Origin of the sequence: Micromonospora sp. CA-248260, from assembly GCF_050942205.1 — a bacterium.
In the GTDB taxonomy this organism is placed as follows: Bacteria; Actinomycetota; Actinomycetes; order Mycobacteriales; family Micromonosporaceae; genus Micromonospora; species Micromonospora antibiotica.
The window spans coordinates 4,354,730-4,376,302 of sequence record NZ_CP192021.1; the positions used below are offsets into that span (position 1 = coordinate 4,354,730).

The window sequence follows — 21,573 nt, forward strand, 5'->3', positions numbered from 1 at the left end:
GTCAGGCCACCGCCCCGGACACCTGAGCCACCTCGGCGGCCCGGGCGAGGTGTTCCCCGCCCCGGTCGTCGACGATCCGGATCCGGATGAACTCGTCGATGACCTGGGCACCCCGGGCGGCGGCGGCGGTCGCGGTGGGCCCGGTGACGGCGACCAGCCCGAGCCGGTCCCAGTTGTCCCGCAGGGGACGTACCTCGTCGCCGGGGCGGGCGCTGATCCGTACCGCCAGGACGTCGGGTTGGCGCAGCGCCTCCTCGACCCCCTCGACGGACAGCACCCGGCCGGGTGGACCGACGATGGCCCGTACGCAGCCGCCACCCCGGGGTGCGGGGCTGTCCGGCAGCGCGTCGACCAGGCGGAACGGCCACCCGACGGCGAGCCGGTCCAGGTCGATGCCGTAGACCGCCCGCACCAGCTCGGGGATCGCGTCCCCGCCGTAGCGGTGGTGGCCCTCGATGATGCGGGCCCGGGTGCCACTGAGGCGGACCTCGGTGTGGCAGGGCCCGTCGGTGAACCCCAGGTGGTCGAGGAACGTGCCGACGCACTCGCCGACCCGGTCCCAGGCGTCCTCGGTGAGCCGGGCCGGCACGGCGTGGCCGAGTTCGGCGAAGTGAGCCGGGTCGGTCATCTTCTCGGTGACGGTGACGACCACGTGCCGGCCGGCGAAGCTGAACGTCTCGACGCTGAACTCCCGACCGTGGACGTACTCCTCCATCAGGAAGTCGTCGAGCACCAGCAGGGTCGACACCCGGTCGGTGCGGGTCCCCCGCAGCCGGCACACCTGCTCCCAGACGGCCTCGTGCCCGGACGGGTCGTCGACCCGGAACACCCCGATGCTTGCGGTGGCGGCGGTCGGTTTCACCACGAACGGGTATCCGTGGCGTGCGCCGAAGGCGCCCAGGTCGTCGAAGTCGTGCAGCGGTGTCGCCGCGACCGCGTCGGCGTCGCGGCGGACCAGGTGGCGGCGCATGGCCAGTTTGTCGCGGAACCGGCGGGACACCGGGTAGGTGGTGCCGTCCAGGCCGAGCAGGTCACGGGCGCGGGCCGCGACGTCCAGGCCCGGCTCGGTCAGCGAGACCACCTGGTCGATGCGCCACTGCTGGTGCAGCCGGGTCACCACCGGCGCGGTCAGGGTCCAGTCGGTGTAGTCGAGCACCTCGGCGACGTCGGCCAGCCGCCGCTGCCGATCGGTGATCTTGGTGGGGTGCTGGAGCAGGAGCACCCGCAGACCGAGTTCCTTCGCCGCGACGAGGGTGTCGTCGACGCCACCGACGAGAAGCAGTGTCCTCACGGGAGTTCCTCTCCAATCCTCGGGCGTCTCACGGACGCTCCGACCACATGCTCAGGTAGCGCTCCCCGGTGTCGGGGAGGATGACCACGATCCGTTTGTCGACGCTGTCGCGTCGCCGGGCCACCCGCAGCGCCACGTGCGTCGCCGCCCCCGAGGACACCCCGGCGAGCACCCCCACCCGCCGGGCCAGCCAGCTGCTCGTCTCGGCCGCCTCGTCGTCGGTGACGGTCACCACCTCGTCGATCAGGCTCAGATCGGTGGTGGGGGCGACGAACCCACCGTTGAAACCGGGAATGGCGTGGGTGCCCGGCGTACCCCCGGACAACAGCGGCGAGCCCGCCGGCTCGACCGCGACCGCCCGCAGCGCGGGGTTGCGCTCCTTGAGATAGCCGGCGGTGCCGCTGAGCGTGCCGCCGGTGCCGACCCCGCAGACCAGGACGTCGACCCGGCCGCCGGTGTCGGCCCAGATCTCCGGGCCGGTGGTCTCCCGGTGGGCCCGGGGGTTGTCGTCGTTGTCGTGCTGCCGGACGAACCACGCGCCCGGCGTCATCGCGCAGATCTCCTCGGCCTTGTCCACGGCCCCCTGGTAGCGCGCCTCGCGCGGGGTCAGCACCACGTCGGCACCGAAGCGCCGCAGCAGGCCGATCCGCTCCGGGGTGGCGTTGTCCGGCAACACGATGATGCAGTGGTGCCCGCGCGCCGCACACAGGGCGGCCAACGCGATGCCGGTGTTGCCCGACGTCGCCTCCACGACGACACCGCCGGGGCGCAGCCGGCCGTCGGCCTCCGCCGCGCGGAGCATGTAGAGCGCCGCGCGGTCCTTCACGCTCGCGGCCGGGTTGGCGCACTCCAGCTTGGCCAGCACTTCGACGCCGGGTGCCCCGTGCGCGACGGGCAACCGCAGCAGCGGTGTGTTGCCGACGAGGTCGTCGATGCCGTCGGCGATGCTGGGTAGCGGTCTCGGTGCGAGGGTACGGTTCGGCTGCGCCATGGCGGTCTCCACCTCCTCCAGGGGCCGGGGCGTCAGTAGTTCGGCACCTTGCGCAGCAGGTGCTGCCGTTCGACGATCTCCGGTTGGTAGACCTGCGCCTGCCAGCGCTGCTCCTCCACCGGCTCCAGGGCGATGGACACCACGTTCGGGCTGCACCCGAACGCGGTGGTGACCGCCTCGGTCAACTCGTCGACCAGTTGCTGCTCGGTGTCCCGGTGCAGGTCGACCGGAAAGAACTTGATGTTGATGTGCGGCATCGGATCCTCCTGGGATCGCGGACGTCGGTGGGGTACGGACGTCGGTGGGTGCGGATGTCAGTGGGGTGCAGTTGTCAGTGGGATGCGGGGCGCAGCGGGGTCGCGGCGGCCACCGCGGTGGCGAGGCGGGTGACGACCTGTCCGGCGGGTTCCGGCCGGGCCAGGCGGTAGCCCACCCCGGCCCAGAGCGCCATCTCCTCGACGTCACCGCGTGCCGCCGCCGCTGCCCGCAGCGGCCTGGTCAGGTGGTGCACCTGCGGGTACCCGGCCGGTGCCGACGCGTCGAAGGCGTCGACGAACCGGTTGCGCAGGCCCCGGGCCGGGCGGCCGGAGAACGCCCGGGTGACGACCGTGCCGGGTCGCCCGGGATCGGTGAGCGCCGCCCGGTGCACCGGGTGGGTGCCGGCCTGCGGGGTCAGCAGCAGCGCGGTGCCGACCTGCACCGCCGACGCGCCGGCCGCGACCACCGCGTCGACCTCCGCCGGTCCGGTGATGCCGCCGGCAGCGATCAGCGGCACCGCGACGACCCGTCGTACCGCCCTGACCAGCTCGGCCGTGCCCGGCTGCGGGTCGGTGCGGACGTCGGGGGTGAAGCCCGCCCGGTGACCGCCGGCCCCGGCGCCCTGCACGCAGAGGGCGTCGGCGCCCACCGCGACGGCCGACTGCGCCTCCGCCACGTCGGTGACGGTGACCACCACCTGCGACCCGGTGGCGTGCAGCCGGTCCACGACCGCCCGGGACGGGCAGCCGAAGGTGAAGCTGACCACCGGTGCCCGCGCGGCGAGCAGCACCTCGATCTTCTCCGCGAAGTGGTCGGTGTCCCGCTCGGGCGGGTCGGGCAGGGTCACCCCCCGGCGGGCGGCCAGCGGCAGCAGCGCCTGCCGGTAGCGGGCGACGGCGGCCCGGTCCACCGGCCGGGACTCCGGCACGAACACGTTGACGCCGAACGGGCCGGCCGTGGCCCGACGGACCCGGTCGATGTCGGCGGCCAGGTCCGCCGGGCGCTGGTAGCCGGCGGCCAGGAAACCGAGGCCCCCGGCGTCACTGACCGCCGCGACGAGGGCGGGCGTGCTGACGCCTCCCGCCATCGGCGCACCGACCACCGGACGCGCCAGCGGACCCGGCCGGCTCACGGCCGCCGACCCTCGGCCGGTGCCGCCGCCCGCATCCCGAACGTGCGGTGCCGGTGCAGGGCCCGGTCCACCAGCAGGTCGGCGGCGCCGACGTAGCGGGCCGGGTCGAGCAGGGTGGCGACCTCACCCGGATCCAGGACGGCGGTGACCCGGGGGTCGGCCGTGACCAGGTCACGCAACGGCTGCCCGGTCTCGATGGCCCGGCCGGTCAGCGCGGTCAGCAGCTCCTTCGCCTCGACCCGGCCCAGCAGCGGGGCCAGCCGGACGGCCAACCGTTCCGAGGCCATGAACTCCCCGGCGAGGTCGAGGTTGGCGCGCATCCGGTCGGGGAACACCGTCAGCCCGGCGGCCAGTTCGGCCGCCGCGTCGGCGGCACCCCCGGTCAGCCGCAACGCCTCCCGCAACGGTTGCCACTCCGCGTGCCAGGCGCCACCGGGGCGTTCGTCCTCGGCGACGAGGCAGTGCGCGACGGTGGCGGCGAGCTGCGGCAACTGTGCCGCCGCCGCCCGGATCCGGGTCGCCAGCACCGGGTTGCGCTTGTGCGGCATCGCGGAGGACACCCCGCGCCCCGGGCGGGTCGGCTCCGCCACTTCCCCGATCTCGGTACGCGTCATGACCTGCACGTCCGCCGCCATCGCACCGAGCACGCCGGCGGTGAGACCCAACGCGCCCACGACGGCGTGCAGGGGCGTCCGCACGGTGTGCCAGGGTGCGTGCGGCTCGGCCAGGGACAGTTCCGCGGCGAAGGCGTGGATCAGCTTCTCGGCGTAGGCGTCGTCGGTGTCCCCGGCCAGCCGGGCGAACTCCAGGTAACCGCCGAGGGTGCCGGCGGCCCCGCCGAGCTGCACCGGCAACCCCTCGGCCAGCAGGGCGTGGATCGCCTGCCGGGCGTCGAGGACACCGGAGAGCCAGGTCGCCGCCTTCAGGCCGAACGTGGTCGGCACGGCGTGCTGGGTCAGGGTCCGACCCGCCATCGCGGTGCCCCGGTGCCGGTCCGCGAGGCCGGCCAGGGCATCGGCGGTGGCCGCCAGGTCCGCGTCGACGACCCGCAGCGCCCGTTCCGCCACCAGGATCAGGGCGGTGTCCAGGATGTCCTGGCTGGTGGAGCCGCGGTGCACGTACTCCGCGGCGGCCGGGTCCAGCGCCGTGACCAGGTCGGTGAGCGCGGCGACCACCGCGACCACCGGGTTCGCCGTCTCGGTCGCCCGACGGGCGACGGTGTCCAGGTCGATCCGCCGCGCGTCGGCGACGGCGGTGATGGTATCCGCGTGTTCCGTCGGCACCACCCCCAGCCGGGCCTGGGCCCGCACCAACGCGGCCTCGGCGTCGAGCATCGCCTGGAGCACCGCCCGGTCCCGCACGGCGTGCTCGATGGCCCGGTCGGCGCTGCTGGGACTGAGCAGCCCGTGGTCGAAGCCTTCGGTCATGTCGTCACCGCTCCCGTCGTGGTGGTCGCCCGCACGGTGAGGGCGAGCACCGACAGGCTGATCGCGTCCGCGTCGCCGAGCATCACCGAGTTGACGCCCGGCCGTGCCCCCGCCGCGGTCGCCCAGTGTGCGCCCTCGGTGGGCACCCCGAAGACGAACCGGCGGGCGTGTCGTTCGCCGGCCGCCGTCACCGGGTGGAACGGCCGGCCGGTGACGGCCAGCCCACCGGTGACGTGCGGCTGCGCCTCCTGGTCGGACACCACGTGCGGGGTGCAGGAGCGGTGCGCGAGCATCCACCCCAGCAACGGATCGGCGGTACGACGCAGGTCGACCTCCGGCAGCCGCGCCTCGATCATCGCGGTCACCACGTCCCGGGTCCCCGGCGTGCGGGGGGACTCGACGAGGAACCCGCCCTGCTCGGGGCAGGGTGACACCCGCATCCCGGCCCCGACGACCCGCAGCACCCCGGCGCGGATGAGCGCGGCCAACTGCTCGACCCGGTGGGCCGGCGGTCCGATGCTGAGGAAGGCGTTCATCGGGGTGTACCAGTCGTCCAGGTGGTGCCGGTGCGAGCTGCCCCGCAGGCCACCGTGGTCGACGGCGAGGCGTACCTCGTTACGCAGGTCGCGCAGGACGTCCATGGCGGCCTTCAGCGGGCCGCTGACGTTGCCCTCCTGTGCCGTGTCGGCGTCCTCCTGCAGGTAACGCAGCATCCATTCCTGCAACGCCGCCGGGTCGGCGAAGGTCTCGTCGCGGGCCGGGTCCAGCACCGCGTCCCAGTCCCACCGTTCGGTGATCCCGTAACGCTCGCGGATCTGCTCCTCCTGCCCGTCGCCCCGGGGCACGGCGAGGTATTCGGCCTCGAACCGTCGGGCCTTGCCCCGGCAGCCGCGGCGGCGCAGCACGGCCACGTAGAAGACCGTCTCCACCTCCTTGGCGATCAGCGGCCACAGGTCGGTCATGAAGTCCAACGGCGTCGCGTCCGGGGCGGTACGCAGCCGCTCCACCAGCTCCACGGTGAGCACACGCGGTTCGTGCCGCCCGTGCGCGCCCTTCTCGTTGCGCCCCCGCGCCCGGTACGGGATGCCCCGCCGGGACCCGGCCAGCAACTGCGGTTCCAACCCGGACGGCAGGTAGGTCAACTGGCCGTCGTCGCCCCGGACGTAGCGGCCGGCGCGGCCCTCGGTGAGCAGGGCCAGGTAGTCGAAGAAGCAGAGTCCCAGCCCCCGCAGGAGGGTGGGTTCGCCGGGCCGCACCATCGACAGGTCCACGTCGGCCGGGTTGGCCGGCAGGATGTAGGTGAGTCCCCGCTCGACGGCGAACTCGGCCAGCTTCTGCTCCTGCACCGTCGGGGTGACCGGGAAGTGGCCCTGCGCCAGCACCACCGCGTCCAGGCCGGGGAGCCGGTCGCCGGTCTGCAACTGCACGCACTGCCGGCCGTCGGACTCGTCCCACACCGCGACGGCGACCGTGGCGTGGGCGTGGACGCTGACGTTCGCCGGTGCCGTGGCGACCACCCGGTGGTAGACCCAGGTGAGGTAGTGGCCGAACAACCGGCGGGTGGAGTAGGTGTCGGGTCCCACCCCGCGCAGCTCCTCGGCGACGTCGGACGGGAACTGGGCGAGGTCACCCATCAGCACCTGGAAGCGGGCCCACTCGTAGAGGCTGGGGCCCTCCCGCAGCTGGCCGGCCAGCTCCACGGTCGGGTCGGTGAACACGGTCACCTGGGAGGCCACGGTGTTCATCAGCAGCCGGTCGGACTGGTCGGCCCGCCACACCCGGCCCGCCCCCGGCGGGTACGGGTCGACGACGTCGATGCGTACCGGGCGGTCGGGGTCGGCCGCGGCGTTGGTGACCAGGCGCTCCAGCACGCACAGGCCACGCGGCCCCATGCCGACGACGCACACCGACAGCGGATCACTGGTAGACATCGACGTCCTCCTGGTAGCCGCCGCTGAGCAGCGCGCGCAACGGGGCGGCGGCCTTCAGCAGCATCTCGTCGAACTCCCCCTCCGGATCGGAGTCGAGGATGATGGCCCCGCCCGCACCGACCCGCATCCCGTCGCCGGACAGCACCGCGGTGCGGATCACGATGTTGAGGTCGGCCGTGCCGTTGCAGCTGAGGAAGCCCAGCGAGCCGGAGTAGATGCCCCGGGCGGTGGTCTCCAGCCCGTCGATGATCTCCAGCGTCCGCAGCTTGGGCGCCCCGGTCATCGAGCCGCCGGGGAAGCACGCCTCGACGCAGTCGACGGCGGTCGCCTCGGCCCGCAGGCGGCCCCGGATGGTCGAGACCAGCTGGTGCACGCTCGCGTACGACTCGGTCTGCATCAGCTTGGGGACGGTGACGCTGCCGACCTCGCACACCCGGCCGAGGTCGTTGCGGAGCAGGTCGACGATCATCAGGTTCTCGGCGCGGGTCTTGTCGCTGGTGGTCAGCTCGTCGCGCAGTGCCGCGTCGACCGTCGGGTCCGGGTCCCGGGGCGCGGTCCCCTTGATCGGCTTGGTCTCGACCACCCGGTCGGCGGTCAGCCGCAGGAAGCGTTCCGGGGAGGAGCAGGCCACCTCGATGTCGCCCAGCCGCAGGTAGGCCGAGTAGGGCGCGGGGTTGTAGCGGCGCATGGCCCGGTAGAAGGCGAACCCGTCGCGGGGACGCGGCAGGCGCAGCCCGTTGGTCAGGCAGATCTCGTAGCTCTCCCCGGCGACCAGTTCCCGCTTGCAGGCGGCGATGTCGGCCAGGTACTGCTCCCGGTCCCGCTCCAGCGACGCGACCAGCGAGGTGGTGTCGACCGGCGGCGGGGTGAGCGGGGTGACCGGTCCCGCCTCGGGGATCGCGGTGAGCTGCTCGGCGACGGTCTCGACCCAGTCCTGCGCCGCGTCGTCGCTGCCCTCGCTGCCGTCGGAGAGGGCCACCAGGTAGGTCTGCCGGTCCCGGTGGTCGACCGCGACGAACCGGTCGGCGAAGATCCAGTACGCGTCCGGGGTGTCGGCGCGGTGCGGCCCGGCAGCGCCGAGGTCACCCTTCAGCTCGTAGCCGAAGTAGCCGACGTAGCCGCAGGTCAGGTCGGTGGGCAGGGCCGACGAGTCGAGGTGGATGCCGGCCAGCCGCTGCTGGAGGTAGGACAGGATGGTGCCGGGCACCCGGGTCGGGGCGCCGGCCGCCGAGGTGACCTCGACCGCGTCGGTGCCGACGTCGTAGCGGACCACCTCGGACAGCGGCCCGGAGGCGTCACCGAGGTAGGAGAAGCGGGACAGCCCCTCCTCGACCCGGGCGCTGTCCAGCCAGAAGGCGTGGGTGGCGTCCCGGAACAGCCGGGTGAACGCCTGCTCGGCGTCGGTCTCCCAGCCGAGGGTGCGCACGTGCAGCCGGTGCGTCGGCGCGGCGATGGGCGGCGGGGCGGCCACCTGGATGCTCTCCCGGGCCTGGTGGGCCCGGGTCAGGTCACGGAAGTTGCCGAGCAGGGTCTGCCCGTACTCGGTGCAGATCGACTCGGGGTGGAACTGGAGCCCCCACATGGGCCGGCTGACGTGCCGCAGGCCCATGATCACGCCGTCCTCGGCCCAGGCGGTCGCCACCAGCTCCGGGGGCAGGTCCGACACGCACAGCGAGTGGTACCGCACGGCGGTGAACTGCTGCGGGATGCCGGCGAACAGGCCGTCGGAGTCGTGGGTGATCGACGCCAGGTGGCCGTGCCGCGGCACGGGCGCGGAGTGGACGGCCGCGCCGTGGCCGGAGGCGATGCCCTGGTGGCCGAGGCAGACCCCGAGCACCGGCACCGGGGAGTCCGCGATGACCTGGGCGGAGAAGCCGAAGTCCTTCTCCCGGTCGGGTCGACCGGGGCCGGGCGAGATCACCACGTTGTCGAAACGACGCAGGTCCAGGGTGGCCACGGCCGGATCGTCGTGGCGGATCACGGTGGGCTCGACGCCGTTGACGACGGCGATGAGCTGGAACAGGTTGTAGGTGTAGGAGTCGTAGTTGTCGACCAGCAGGGTGCGCACTGATGCCTCCTCCGCTCGGGTCACGAAGTTGTCGGGGACGGGTGTTCAGCGGTGCATCGCGGCGACGAGCGCGTCGACGACCGCGTCGGCCTGCTCGTTGTTGAGCCGCGGGTCGCACAGCGACCGGTAGTTGCGGCCGAGCTGGCTCTCGTCGGTCACGCTCGCGCCCACGCACTCGGTGACGTCGTCCGCGGCGATCTCCAGGTGCAGGCCCGCCGGCTCCAGACCGTGACCGCGCAGCACCTCGACGAAGGTGGTCAGCTCGCCCACGATGGCGTCCAGGTGGCGGGTCTTCACCCCACCGGCGCCGCGGACGGTGTTGCCGTGCATGGCGTCGCTCATCCAGGCGACCGGGTGGCCGGCGTCGACCACCGCCCGCACCAGGGGCGGCAGGTGATCGGCGATCCGCTGCTGACCCATCCGGCTGATCAGGATGAGCCGGCCGGGCCGGCGGTGCGGGTCGAGCAACGCGCAGATCCGCAGCACGTCGTCGACGGTGGCGCTGGGGCCGACCTTGACCGCGACCGGGTTGCCCAACCCGGCCAGGAAGTTCAGGTGCGCATCGTCCACCCCACGGGTGCGGTCACCCACCCAGGGCAGGTGCGTCGAGCGCAGGAACCACTCGCCGGTGACCTCGTCGAGGCGGGTCAGCGCCTGCTCGTACTCGAGGATGAGCACCTCGTGGCTGGTCCATACGCCGCCGCCGGCCCGCGCCAGCTCCGCCACCACCTGACGGGCGGTGTAGTAGCAGGACAGCAGCCGGTACGGGTCGGGCTGGCGGGCCAGCGCGGTGCCCTCCGGTTCGTTGACCATCAGCCCGCGGAACACGGGCAGCAGCTGCCCGTCGACCGCTTCGAACGGCTCGGAGCGGGGCTTGGCGAACTGGCCGCCGAGCCGTCCCAGACCGATGGTCGGGCGGTGCAGCTCACGGGCCAGGCGCTCGCCGAGCGCCGTGATGGCCCGGTGTTTGGCCCGTGCCGAGGCGGTGGCGGCCATGCCGAGTGGCTCGGCGCAGTCGCCGGCCTGGAGCACGAACGCCTTCCCGGCGCTGGCGAGGGCCAGTTCCTCGCGCAGCCGCCTGATCTCCTCGACGCCGGTCAGCGCGGGCAGGCCGGACAGGTAGTCGGCGACAGCGTCGAGTTCGTCCCGGTCCGGCCAGGTCGGCTGCTGCGTGATGGGCAGCTTGCGCCAGCCGGCGGGGCTCCAACTGTCGGTGGTGGGCGCCTCGGGGCGCCGTACGAGAAGCTGTGGTGATGCCATGGAAGTCTCCCCCTGTATTCTTCGGGGCGGCCCGGTCACCGAAGAGGGTGCCGCGATCCGGTACGGACCGTATCGGCGGGGAAGACGATTGGCACAGGGCCATGTTTGCCATCTCGCTAGTACCACTGGGATTGGCACCTGACTATTTGGCTACATGGCCCTTTGGCACCGACGAAACGACTTATACGCTCTTCCTCAATGCGGTACGACTACCCGGATGGGCACGGCCGGTGAATTGCTCGACAACTGTCGTCAGGCGGTTGACGCCGGCCAGGATCTTCTCGGGTGGCGTGGCCGCGTAACCGAGGACCAGCCCCCGGCCGATCCCTTCCAGCTCGTCGCCGAACGACGACAGCGGATAGACCCGCAGGCGTGCCTCCCGGCCGAGCCGGGCCAGGCGCTGCTCGTCGGCGGTCTCCGGCAGGCTGGCGACCAGGTGGGTGCCCCGCGGCGGGTTGTCGATCGTGACGAACCCGCCGAGCCTGCCGCGCAGCGCGCCGACGAGGATGTCGCCGCGTTCCCGATAGACGTCACGCATCCGCCTGACGTGCCGGGCGAGATGATTCGCCTCGATGAACTCGGCGAGCGCGGACTGGGTGAGGATGTTGAGCGAGTTGACGGTCGCCCGTTGCACCTCGGTGACGATGTCGACGAGATCCGGTGGCACCACCAGATAGGCCAGGCACAGGCCGGGAAACAGAACCTTGCTGAAGGTCCCGACGTAGATGACCCGTCCACGCTCGTCGGCCTGGTGCAGCGGTGGACCGGGATTCTCCGCCCAGAACTCACCGTCGTAGTCGTCCTCGATGATCCAGCCGTCGTTGTCACTGGCCCACGCCAACACCTCGGCCCGGCGGGCCGCGGACATCCGGACCGACAGGGGGAACTGGTTGTTGGGGGTCACCACCGCCATCCGGGCGTCCGGATGGCGGGCCTGGCCCACCCCGATGCACATGCCCTCGGCGTCGACCGGCACCGGGCAGGTCTCGACGCCGGCGGAGTGCAGGGCACCCCGGATGGCCTGCAGGCCCGGGTCCTCGACCAGGGCCTTCTCCCCCGGTTCGAGCAGGGTCACGGCCATGACGTGCACGGCGATCTGGGCGCTCGGCTGGATGATCACCTGTTCCGGGGTGCACCGGACGCCGCGCATGAGCCCGAGCATGGCCGCGATGCCCTTGCGCAGCGGCCAGTAGCCGGCCGGGTCGCGGTGGGTGTAGAGGGCACTGGTCAGCTGATGCGACTTGCTGAACATGATCTGGCCCCAGACCTTCGACGGGAAGAGGTCCAGGGCGGGCATGCCGAGGGTGAACGGACGGTCCGGGTAGCGCAGCTGGTCGTGCGCCGGGGTGAAGTAGGCCGACGCCTCGGCCATCCGGCGGGCGGCCCGGGTGATGCGCAGTGGCGTCCGGGTGGTCGGCCGGGGGAGCTTGGCCTCCATCTCCCGGACGCTCTGCCGGGTGGCCACCCGGGTGCCGGAGCCCACCCGGCCGTCGAGGTAGCCCTCGGCGAGCAGCCGGTCGTACGCCACGAGCACGGTGTTGCGCGAGACGCCCAACTCCTTGGCCAGGGTACGGGTGGCCGGCAGCCGGGTGCCCGGGGTGAGTTGTCCCGCCTCGATGCTCCACCGCAACTGTTCGTACAACTGTTGGTAAAGCGGTGCCGATGAATGACGGTCGATGAGGAAACCGCTTCCCGGCAGCGCGGGCGACTCACGTGGCATGCATTTGTCCCTTGCCCGATCGGGCGGGGCGGCATGGCACGTTCCGGCCCGCGCTGACGATCCATCTCCCGACCGGACCGGCTCAAGAAACGGAAATTACCATACCTACAACTTAGCTACTGGCGAGAGCGCGGCGGACCCCGCCGGCAGGACGATTCCTGACACCAGTCTGTCCAAATGGGCCGCGCTGTCCACGATGTACGGAAAGACGGTGCTCGTGTCGGCGAGTCGGCCCTCCGTGCGGGTGGGCAGGGTCACCGGCATCGCCACGTCCAGGAGGGACCGCCCGGCCGGACGGGGGGTGGTGAGATCGACGACGCCCCCCGCCGCCAGCCGGCGGTAGCTGGCGAGTTGACCGGTGAGACTGCCGAGCCCACCCGCCCCGGTCGACGGCCGACGGTCCGGCTGCCGGACGGCGGAGTCCAGGGCGAAGCCGGTCAGCGCCACCACCAGAGTGGACCGCTCCGGATCCAGGTAGGCGATCTTGCAGACGTCGTCCTGGTCGGTGCAGATGTCCGGCCGGACACTGGCCTTGGCCGGCTCGGTCAGGTCGACGGTGAGCACCCGGTAGCGTGGCCGGGCGCCGGTCAACCGCTCGTGGCACTGCAACACCGCCGCACCCGTCGCGTCGGTCAGCACCACGTCCGGATCACCCAACAGGTCCGCCGACCACGGGGTCGTCGTCTGGATCGGGGTGGAGATGACCACCGCGCCGACGATCAGCCCGGCGATCAGGGCGACGAGCCCCTCCGCGCTGCCCATCGTCAGGATGGCCAGCCGGGTCTGCGTGCCGTCGCCGGACTCACCGATCCGCCCGGCCAGCGTCGCCGACTGGCGCAGCAGGTCACCGTAGGTGAGCGACGACTCGGTCTGGTTGGGCAGCTGGAACCGTACCGCCTGACCGGTCGCCCACCACCCGTCGGAGAGCAGTTCCTCAAGCCAGCGCATGATCCCTCGTTCCGGTCGACACGACGCCCTTGGACTGCAACAGGAACAGCGACAGGTTGCCCTCGTGCGGGATGCCGGGCGTGCTGTCCCAGGGCAGGGTCAGCCCGCACGTCACCTTGCGGACACTCGGGTCGGCCACCGCCGCTGCCCGCAGGTCGACGTCGTCGGTCACCAGGTTGAGCACCAGCGCGTCACCCAGGGCGGCGACGCCGTCCGCGCGCCGCCACGGGGCCACCACGACGAACGGGAACGGCAGCTCGACACCCACCGCCGGATGCCGCGGGTCGTCCGTGGACAGCACGGTGGGCAGCGGCCGGTGCGACCCGTCCGGCAGTCGCACCAGCGGGTCCGCGCCCGCCGCCGTGTGCACGGTCGCCCCGGTCGTGAGCCCGGCGAGCTGCCGGCGCAGGCCCTCGGCGCGGGTGGCGTCGACGACGGGCAGGGTGGCGTCGGACGCCGTCACCTCCGGGCTGGCCAGTGCGTCGAAACGGGCGGCGAGGGCATCGGCGACCTGCCGGGGATCACCGGTGGTCAACACCAGGGAGATGTTGTTGCACCGGGTCCCCCCGTCGTAGGCCGCGCTGACGGTGAGATGCTCGAGGACCTCGGCGGTCACCGGCCGGTCCAGCAGCACCCGGCTGCGGCCGGGCCCCCGGGTGGTGACCGTCGCGCTGTCGGCCCACCGCCGGACGGCGTCGCTACCGCCGTAGACGATGCCCCGGTCGGCGGCTTCGAGGAGGTACTCCCCCACCGCCCGCTCGCCCGGCAGGAAGGAGATCCGGTGTTCCGCCAGGCCGGCGGCGAGCAGGGCGAGGGTCAACCGCCGGGCGGTGAAGGGTTCCCGGGTGCCGGGGCGCACCAGCACGCTGTAGCCCAGCGCCAGCGCGTGCAGCCACGAGTCGTTGGGCGCCGGGTGGTTGCTGGCCATCACGGCCGCGAAGAGCCGCCCGGCGGGCACCCAGGCCGTCTCGTAACCGTCGCCCAACCGGGACGCCGGCAGCTCCGCCCGGGTGGTGGCGGGCAGGTGGGTGAGGCTGCGCACGATGTCGGCCACGGCATGCCGGACGGTGACCCGGGGCAGGCCGGCGGCGAGCGCGACCCGCCGCTCGTACTCCTCGGGGGTCTCCCCGTCGAGGTCGGCCGTGGCGAACAGCTCGGCGGCCCGCAGCAGCAGGTCGTGCCCGACCGGGGTGCCGTCGGCCGCCCGCCGGGCCCGGGTCACCGCGCCGACGGCCATCAGCCTCGGCACCATGCCCACCTCGCCCAGCAGGTCGCCCCGGACGTCGGCGAGCGGGGCCCGGTCGAGGCTGCGCACCGGCCGACCGCAGACGATCGGCTCCACCACGATGCCGGCCACTCAGTACACCCCCTCGATCACCCGGACGTCGCCGACCTCGGCCACGGTGCCGACCTCGGCCAGGCCGTCGACCGTGGCGTCACCGGCCGGCTCCACCCGCACGGCGGTGTCCCGCTCGATGACGTTGGGCAGGAACATCTCCTCGCTGACCAGACTCAGCCGGACCCGGCCCCGCTGACCGTAGTCCACCACCGCGCCGTGCTCGTCGACCACGTCGATCCACACCGCCTCGGCGTACGGCTCGAACACGCACAGGTGCCGGTCGTCGGGGCGCCGGGGCCGTTGCGGCGCCACCCCCATCAGGGTGTTGCCGTAGATCCCCACGATCGTGGTGTCGGGGAAGAAGACCTCCTCGACCTGGCGCAGGCTCTCCGGGCTGAACGAGGTGCCGGCCCAGATGATCGTCTCGACACTCCGCTCGACGGCGGCGTGCAGCTCCGGGTCCGCGCAGATCGCCTCGATCAGCGGGGGCGTGGTGCTGAGCACCTTGACCGGTTGCGACCGCAGCACCTCGGCGGCCTGGTCCAGCAGGTGCCGCACGTACCGCTTGACCATGTCGGTCTCGCCCGCAGCCACCAGCTTCTTGACCCAGCGCGGGTCGAAGTCGACGGTGTGGAACATGCCGTTGCCGAGGGCGGCGTAGCGGGCGCAGTCGTAGGCGAAGACGTGCGGCCCGCTCGGGCCCAGGTGCAGCCAGTGCGCCGGATCGGCGATGTGGTGCGCCCGCAGCCGTTGCATCGCCCAGGACAGCAGCCGACGCCGGTAGTCCCGGTCGACGATGCGCTTGGGCGCCCCGCTGGTGCCGCCCGACTCGTACACCCGGAAGCCGGTGCCGGTCAGGCCGCGGGGGATCAGATCACCGACCGGCACGTGCCGCAGCTGTTCGGTGAGGTCCGGAAACCGCACCAGGTCGGCCGCGCCGTCGATGTCGCGCAGCGGATCGAAGTCGAGCAGTCCGCGTTGACGCAGCCAGAACGCCGACCCGGTCTGCGGGTCGAAGTGCCAGTGCAGCAGCCGTCGGACCCGTTCGTCGAAGGTCTCGGCGCGGCCCTGCGCCAGCGCCGTGGTCATCGTGTCCATCTTCGCTCCTCGCCGATCGTCTGGGGAATCGCCCGGCACCGCCTCAGCGCGCGGCGGCGGCCGGCTCCGGGTAGGACATCGACAACCCGATCTCGCGGGTGGCCTCCAGTTCCTGCGTCACCTCGGCCAGCTTCTCGCCGATCCGCTGCACGGAGTCCACGCCCAGCGGGAGCCGGAACGGCGGGTGCGGGTTGCGGCCGAGGTCGATGATGGCCGCCGCCGCCCGCTGCGGGTCCCCGGCCTGCGCGTGGTTGTGCCCGACCGACCAGCTGCGGATCCGCCCGGCGGTCTCGGCGTACTCCGGGAACTCCCGGCCGGCGAAGCGCAGCGACGAGGGGTCGAGGAAGTCGGTGCGGAACAGGCCGGGCTCGACCAGGCACACCTGGACCCCGACCGGCTCCAGCTCCACCCGTAGCGCCTCGCTGAGCCCCTCCACCGCGAACTTCGTCGCGGCGTAGACGCCCCAGCCCATCTTGGCGCTGAAGCCGAGGACCGAGCTGATGTTGACGATCCGGCCCCGGCGCTGACGGCGCAGCACGGGCAGCACGCTGCGGGTGACGTTGAGCAGGCCGAAGACGTTGGCGTCGAACACCGCCCGGACCTCGGCGTCGGTGGCTTCCTCCACGGCCCCGAGCAGGCCCCGGCCGGCATTGTTGACCAGCACGTCGATGCCGCCGAAACTCTCCACCGCGGCGAGCACGGCCCGGTCGGCCTGGGACTGGTCGGTGACGTCGAGCGGGACCACGAGCAGCCGGTCGGGGTAGGACAGGTCGGCCAGGCTGCTGGTGTTGCGTGCCGTGGCGACGACCTGCTCGCCCTGCTCCAGCAGCTGGCGGACGATCTCCAGGCCGAAGCCCCGGGAGGCGCCGGTGACGAACCAGACGGACATGCTGTTTCCCTCCTGTGGTACGGGCCGACGCGTCGTCGGCCGGGGTGCGGTCAGATGGTGTGGGCGGCCTTGCGCGCGTCCTCCCGGGCCTGCTCGAGATCGGCGGCCAGGGACCGGCTGAAGTCGGTCGGGCGCAGCGCGATCTCGGTCACGGGGTCGACGCCGATGACCTGGAGCCAGTAGTTGAGGTACGAGGACTGGAAGTCGACGCCGAACTCCGGTGGACACCCGGGGGTGTAGACGCCACTGGTGTAGACGACACACGCCCGACGGCCGGTGAGGAGACCCTGGTAGCCGTGGCGCGGGTCGAGGCGGAACGTCAGTCCCGGCTGGGTGACGACATCAATGAAGTGCTTGAGCAGGTACGGGATTCCGAAGTTCCACATCGGCACGGAAAACAGATAGTGGTCAGCGTCGGTAAAGCGTCGAACGAGGTCGCGGGTCTGTTGCCACAACGCCGCCTCGTCGCCGGATCCGGCGGCACCGGAGATGGCGTTCTTCTTCGCGGCCACCGCGACGGCACCCACCGGGGGCAACGTGATCGAGGAAAGGTCGAGCACGTCGAGCTCCGCCCGGGGGTAACGCTCGCGGAATGCGTCGACAAACGCCTGGGCGACGGCCGTCGAACGGCTGGCCGGGCCGGTCGGTGAGGCGCTGACATGCAGAAGTCTGGTCACCGCCCCGACCTCCGCGGCTCGGCACCGGACAGCGCCGCCCCGGGTCGGTCGCAATGACTGCCGAGGGCTGACAAACGCGCCATGACTCCACTCTCTGTGTCGAGGGAAGAACGGAACGTCAGGAAGGCTAACCCAGCGTTAGCAGGGCAACCAGAGCCATTCTTTGATCCGAGAGGGTGCCACTGGACGACCCCCTGCCCAGCACTCATTTCGGCGCGTGACGTTAAGGTGACGCAGGGTAGCGAGTATTGGCCCCGAAAATCGGGCCATAGACGACAATCACCGAACGACTCTTCTGGAATGCACGATTTCAGGTTAACGAAGCGGTGTCGGTAAGCCGACCTGCCAGTTACCCGGTCGACTCGCCGCATTCTTCCGGCGACGGGACGCCCGGCGGCGACTAACCGGCACACACCTGGGGGGCGATCGCGTTTCCCACCGGCCGCCATCCCCACCACGATCAATCGGCAAATGGCACCCCCAACCCGCCGGACATGGCCGTGTCCGGCCGGGAAATCCGCTGCTACGGTCGGTGATCCGCGCCGCCGTGAACACACCGGCGCCGACCCCGGACCAGCCTTCTCCCGCCCAGATCCGGAGATCTCATGAAGTCCGTAGCCACGCCGGCCGAACTCACCGCTGCAATCGTGATGGCCGACATCGCCCTCGTCCTCCTGGTAGCCCACCTGTTCGGCGGGATCGCCCGCCGGCTGCGGCAGCCCGTGGTGATCGGCGAGATCGTCGCCGGCATCGCGCTGGGCCCCAGCCTGCTCGGTCTGCTCCCCGGCGACCTGACCACCCTGCTCTTCCCCGCCGCCGCCCGGCCCTACCTGTCGGCCATCTCGCAGGTCGGCCTCCTGCTGTTCATGTTCCTCATCGGGTGGGAGTTCGACCGGCGCATCGTCTCCCGACGCAAGAGCCTCACCGTGTCGGTGTCGGTGTGCTCCATCGCCCTGGCCTTCACCCTCGGCGTCGGCCTGGCCAACCTCATCTATCCCCGGCACGCGACGATCGCCGGCAAGCACGTGCCGTTCCTCGCGTTCGCCCTCTTCCTCGGCGCCGCCATGGCCATCACCGCGTTCCCCGTCCTGGCCCGCATCCTGCGCGACCGCGGCCTGTCCCACACCCAGGTCGGCGTGCTGGCACTGGCCAGCGCCGCCATCGACGACGTGCTGGCCTGGTGCATCCTCGCCGTGGTCGCGGCGGTCGCCACCGCCCGCGACGCCACCGACCTCGTCCAGGTGGTCCTCATGTCCGCCGGCTACGTCGCGGTCATGGCCCTCGCGGTCCGCCCCGGCCTGGCCGCCCTGATCCGCCGCATCGGACCGAACACCTACCAGCTCGCGGCCATCACCGCCGCCGGCGTCTTCCTGTCCTCCTACGCCACCACCTGGATCGGCATCCACGCCATCTTCGGGGCCTTCGCCTTCGGATTCGTCATGCCCCGGCACCCTGCGGAGCCGCTGACCAGACACATCCGGGTGCCGTTCGAGAACATCGGCCTGGTGCTGCTGCCGGTCTTCTTCATCGTCACCGGGCTGAGCGTCGACATCGCCGCGCTGACCCTGACCAACCTGCTCGAACTCGCCGCGATCATCCTGGTCGCCTGCGTCGGCAAGATGGCCGGCGCCGCCCTCCCCGCGCGGGCCTTCGGCCTGCCCTGGCCGCAGGCACGACGACTGGGTGTCCTGATGAACACCCGGGGGCTGACCGAACTGATCGTGCTCAACATCGGCGTCTCCCTCGGCGTCCTCGACGGACAACTGTTCACCATGATGGTCGTCATGGCACTGGTGACCACCGCGATGGCCGGCCCGCTGCTGGCGACCCGCGCACCGGCACCCGACGAGGTACCCGCGATGGCCGCCGAACCCGTACCGGCGATCCGCTGACCCTCGGCCGCAGGGCCGGTCCGGGTGGGTGCGACGGGTCGCACCCACCCGGACCGGCCCTGCGGCTCAGTCCAGCGCGGCTCAGTCCAGCGCGGCTCAGTCCAGCGCGGCTCAGTCCAGCGCGGCTCAGTCCAGCGCGGCTCAGTCCAGCGCGTAGCGCTGCCAGACCTGGTGGACCTGCTCCTCGGCGGCGGCGGGCACACCGGTGCCCGAGCTGAACACGTAGCCCCAGGCGACCCCGGACGCCTCCGTCGTCAGCACCTCCGGAACGATCCGCCGCGCCACCGGCAGCAGCCCGTCCCACGCGACGTCCACGTAGTTCGTCGTCACCGTCGGGTCCCGGTCGTGCGGGCCGGGATAGGGGGCGCGGGTCACCACGGCATGCCCGACCAGACCCCGGTGGCGACCCTGCATCAACAGCCAGGCGTCCGCCCCCACCGGAATGTTCACCCGCCGCCCCACCGTCCACGAACCGGCCAACGTGCGCTGCGGGGAGACCGTCGGCGACAGCTCCTCGTAGCTCGGCGTCCACCCGTTCCACCGCTGGGGATTCCAACCCAGGATGATCGCGGCCACCACCGTCACCGCCCCGAAGTCCGGGCGGACGTGCCGTCGTACTGCGCCACCAGCCGTTTCGGTGCCGCCCGCCGCCACCCCTCCACCACCAGCTCCCGGATCTCGTCCGGGTCCGCCGTGGCGAGCTGCGCCCGGACCCAGCCGTACCGGCCGAAGTAGTCCGCCGGGTCGTAGGTTTCCGGGTCCGCCGCCATCAGCTCGGCCTGGTCCTCCTTCGACGCCCGGACGATCGCCACCACCCCGTCGGCGGAGGTGCTGGCGAAGATGCGTTCGCGCACCCGGAACGTGGGATGCCCCCACGTCTCCTGCTCGACCGCCTCCGGCATCGCGAGGGCGAAGTCCCTTACCTGGTCGGGTGTCAGCATTGTCGGTTCCCTCCGGTCGGCGGGCGGTCACGCCCGCGGCGGGGCGCACCGCCCATTAGACGGTCGACGCCGGTTGCCGTCCGAGCGGACGCGCCGACCCCACCCGGGAACGGACAGCACGACACCGCAGGCGCGACGCCCGCGGTGTCAGGTGCGACCACCCCAGGGGTACGCGTGCCCCGGGGGCGTGGACCGTCGGCGGAACCGTCCCGCCGGCCGTACGCGCGCACGGGAACTCCTCACCTGGTCGGACCGGACGGCGACCAGCAGCGTGCCACGGGTCGCCGGGGCGGGAAACGGCCACTTGCCGCCGGTCGACGGGGCCAATCACCGCCGCCCGGGACCGGGTGGCGCACCCCGTCCACCCCTCGACGACACCGGCACCGCCCGCCACCGGAGTGGACCCGGACCGCTCGACGATGTGGCACTGGCCGCCCCCGACGGCCGGCCATACCTTCAGGCCACTAATCCTGCTCGATACGTTCGGGAGTTGGGTCATGACCGGAATCAACCGCAGGACATTCCTCGGCCTCACCGCCGGCCTCGGCGTCGCCGGCCTCACCGGCTGCGGCAGCAGCCTCGGCGCCACCACGGTCAGCAGCGGCACCGACACCGTCAAGGTGGGCCTCGTCATCCCCCAGGCCGGGGTCTACACCCCGCTGGGCGTCGACATCCAGCGCGGCTGGGACCTCTGGCTGCGCCAGCACGACGGGCGGCTGGGCGGTCGCCGGGTCACCACCGTCGTCGCCGACGAGGGCGAGGGACCGCAGACCGGGGTGCCGGCCGTACAGAAGCTGCTCCAGAACGACCGGGTCGACGTGCTGGTCGGCGTCGTCAGCTCCGCCACCGCCCTCGGCGTACGGGACCTGGTCACCAGCGCCCGCCGGCTGCTCGTGATCGCCAACGCGGGCGCCGGTGCCATCACCAGCACCAACCGCAGCCCCTACATCTGGCGTACCTCGTTCACCAACGCCCAGGTCGCCGCCGCGATGGGACGTCACCTGGCCACCAGCGGCGTCCGCCGGATCTACGCCATCGCCCCCGACTACGTCGCCGGCACCGAGGCGATCAAGGGGTTCAGCAACGCCTACCGGGCCGGTGGGGGCACCATCGTCGGCCAGAGCCAGCCGCCGTTCGGCAAGACCCAGGACTACCAGCCCTTCCTCAGCCGCATCCAGTCCTCCGGCGCGCAGGGCACCTTCTGCTTCTTCGGCGGCGCCGAGTCGGTGGCCTTCGTCAAGCAGTACGCCCAGTTCGGCCTCTCCCGCACCATCCCGCTGTACGCGTCGGGCTTCCTCGTCGAGGGCGGCGTGCTCGGCGCACAGGGGCAGGCGGCCGACGGGGTGCTGTCGACCCTGCACTACACCTCCGAACTGGCCAACCCCGCCAACGTCGCGTTCGGCCAGGCGTACCGCGCCGCCTACGACGCCGCCCCCACCGCCTACGCCGTGCAGGCGTGGGACGCCGCCGAGGTGCTCTCCCGCGCCATCGCGCAGGCCGACGCCGTCGACGGGGACAGCCTCGCCGGGGCCCTCGACTCGATCGGCGTCATCACCGACAGCCCCCGTGGCCCGTGGTCCTTCACGCAGCAGTCGCCCCGACAGAACTTCTACCTGCGCCGGGTGCAGACCCGGGCCGGCGCACCCGTCAACGGCGTCGTCGCGGACCTCGGCCCGCTCGACCCCCAGTCGTAGCCGTACCACCGGACGGA

The 21,573-nt window shown here is 72.3% G+C and carries 18 protein-coding genes; 2 read left to right on the forward strand and 16 right to left on the reverse strand.

Translation table 11 applies throughout. The features are described 5' to 3' along the window. Window position 1 precedes the first annotated feature (1 nt). The 14 genes from ACQP2H_RS19005 to ACQP2H_RS19070 form a co-directional block, all read right to left on the reverse strand. Window positions 2–1,291, reverse strand: coding sequence for an ATP-grasp domain-containing protein (locus ACQP2H_RS19005; RefSeq protein ID WP_433228298.1), 1,290 nt, complete (start codon window positions 1,289–1,291; stop codon window positions 2–4). 28 nt (window positions 1,292–1,319) lie between these two features. After that, complete coding sequence (gene cysK, locus ACQP2H_RS19010; RefSeq protein WP_208570042.1) at window positions 1,320–2,282, reverse strand: cysteine synthase A; 963 nt, start codon at window positions 2,280–2,282, stop codon at window positions 1,320–1,322. Window positions 2,283–2,314: 32 nt separating this feature from the next. Next, a complete protein-coding gene (locus tag ACQP2H_RS19015) occupies window positions 2,315–2,539 on the reverse strand; it encodes a tautomerase family protein (RefSeq protein ID WP_088647261.1) in 225 nt (74 codons plus the stop codon). A gap of 74 nt (window positions 2,540–2,613) precedes the next feature. Next, the gene (locus ACQP2H_RS19020; RefSeq protein WP_308290811.1) at window positions 2,614–3,672 is read right to left on the reverse strand and encodes a nitronate monooxygenase; all 1,059 of its coding nucleotides are present in this window, start codon (window positions 3,670–3,672) and stop codon (window positions 2,614–2,616) included. Continuing rightward, the gene (locus tag ACQP2H_RS19025) at window positions 3,669–5,099 is read right to left on the reverse strand and encodes a lyase family protein (RefSeq protein WP_433228301.1); all 1,431 of its coding nucleotides are present in this window, start codon (window positions 5,097–5,099) and stop codon (window positions 3,669–3,671) included. The genes ACQP2H_RS19020 and ACQP2H_RS19025 overlap by 4 nt, the downstream gene beginning before the upstream one ends. Next, window positions 5,096–7,030, reverse strand: coding sequence for an FAD/NAD(P)-binding protein (locus ACQP2H_RS19030; protein WP_219463101.1), 1,935 nt, complete (start codon window positions 7,028–7,030; stop codon window positions 5,096–5,098). Before ACQP2H_RS19030 ends, ACQP2H_RS19025 begins: the two co-directional genes overlap by 4 nt. After that, window positions 7,017–9,098 carry an aminodeoxychorismate synthase component I gene (pabB, locus tag ACQP2H_RS19035; RefSeq protein ID WP_219463103.1) on the reverse strand — a complete coding sequence of 694 codons (2,082 nt, stop codon included), beginning with the start codon at window positions 9,096–9,098 and terminating at the stop codon, window positions 7,017–7,019. Before pabB ends, ACQP2H_RS19030 begins: the two co-directional genes overlap by 14 nt. A 45-nt stretch (window positions 9,099–9,143) precedes the next feature. Beyond that, window positions 9,144–10,358, reverse strand: coding sequence for a 3-deoxy-7-phosphoheptulonate synthase (locus ACQP2H_RS19040; RefSeq protein WP_363823709.1), 1,215 nt, complete (start codon window positions 10,356–10,358; stop codon window positions 9,144–9,146). Between the two features lie 181 nt (window positions 10,359–10,539). After that, window positions 10,540–12,078, reverse strand: a complete 1,539-nt coding sequence (locus tag ACQP2H_RS19045) for a PLP-dependent aminotransferase family protein (RefSeq protein WP_208570047.1) — start codon at window positions 12,076–12,078, stop codon at window positions 10,540–10,542. A 105-nt stretch (window positions 12,079–12,183) separates the two neighbouring features. After that, window positions 12,184–13,026: a hypothetical protein gene (locus tag ACQP2H_RS19050; protein ID WP_208570048.1), complete on the reverse strand. Its 843-nt coding sequence runs from the start codon at window positions 13,024–13,026 to the stop codon at window positions 12,184–12,186. Beyond that, window positions 13,013–14,383 (reverse strand): aldehyde dehydrogenase family protein, encoded by a 1,371-nt coding sequence (locus ACQP2H_RS19055; protein ID WP_357534142.1) that lies wholly within the window; start codon window positions 14,381–14,383, stop codon window positions 13,013–13,015. The genes ACQP2H_RS19050 and ACQP2H_RS19055 overlap by 14 nt, the downstream gene beginning before the upstream one ends. Further along, entirely contained in the window at window positions 14,384–15,463 is a 1,080-nt protein-coding gene (locus ACQP2H_RS19060) for a hypothetical protein (protein ID WP_433228305.1), read from the reverse strand. 43 nt (window positions 15,464–15,506) lie between these two features. Then, window positions 15,507–16,352, reverse strand: coding sequence for an SDR family NAD(P)-dependent oxidoreductase (locus ACQP2H_RS19065; protein ID WP_357534140.1), 846 nt, complete (start codon window positions 16,350–16,352; stop codon window positions 15,507–15,509). A gap of 50 nt (window positions 16,353–16,402) precedes the next feature. Next, window positions 16,403–17,029, reverse strand: coding sequence for an FMN-dependent NADH-azoreductase (locus ACQP2H_RS19070; protein ID WP_219463111.1), 627 nt, complete (start codon window positions 17,027–17,029; stop codon window positions 16,403–16,405). A 605-nt stretch (window positions 17,030–17,634) separates the two neighbouring features. Between ACQP2H_RS19070 and ACQP2H_RS19075 the strand changes: the two genes are divergently transcribed. Beyond that, window positions 17,635–18,921, forward strand: coding sequence for a cation:proton antiporter domain-containing protein (locus ACQP2H_RS19075; protein WP_219463113.1), 1,287 nt, complete (start codon window positions 17,635–17,637; stop codon window positions 18,919–18,921). Window positions 18,922–19,062: 141 nt separating this feature from the next. Here the strand turns inward: ACQP2H_RS19075 and ACQP2H_RS19080 are convergent, their stop codons facing one another. After that, window positions 19,063–19,497: a hypothetical protein gene (locus ACQP2H_RS19080; protein ID WP_219463115.1), complete on the reverse strand. Its 435-nt coding sequence runs from the start codon at window positions 19,495–19,497 to the stop codon at window positions 19,063–19,065. 5 nt (window positions 19,498–19,502) lie between these two features. Next, entirely contained in the window at window positions 19,503–19,862 is a 360-nt protein-coding gene (locus ACQP2H_RS19085) for an MmcQ/YjbR family DNA-binding protein (protein ID WP_219463117.1), read from the reverse strand. Window positions 19,863–20,359: 497 nt separating this feature from the next. Between ACQP2H_RS19085 and ACQP2H_RS19090 the strand changes: the two genes are divergently transcribed. Beyond that, window positions 20,360–21,556 (forward strand): ABC transporter substrate-binding protein, encoded by a 1,197-nt coding sequence (locus ACQP2H_RS19090; protein WP_433228308.1) that lies wholly within the window; start codon window positions 20,360–20,362, stop codon window positions 21,554–21,556. Window positions 21,557–21,573 lie beyond the last annotated feature (17 nt).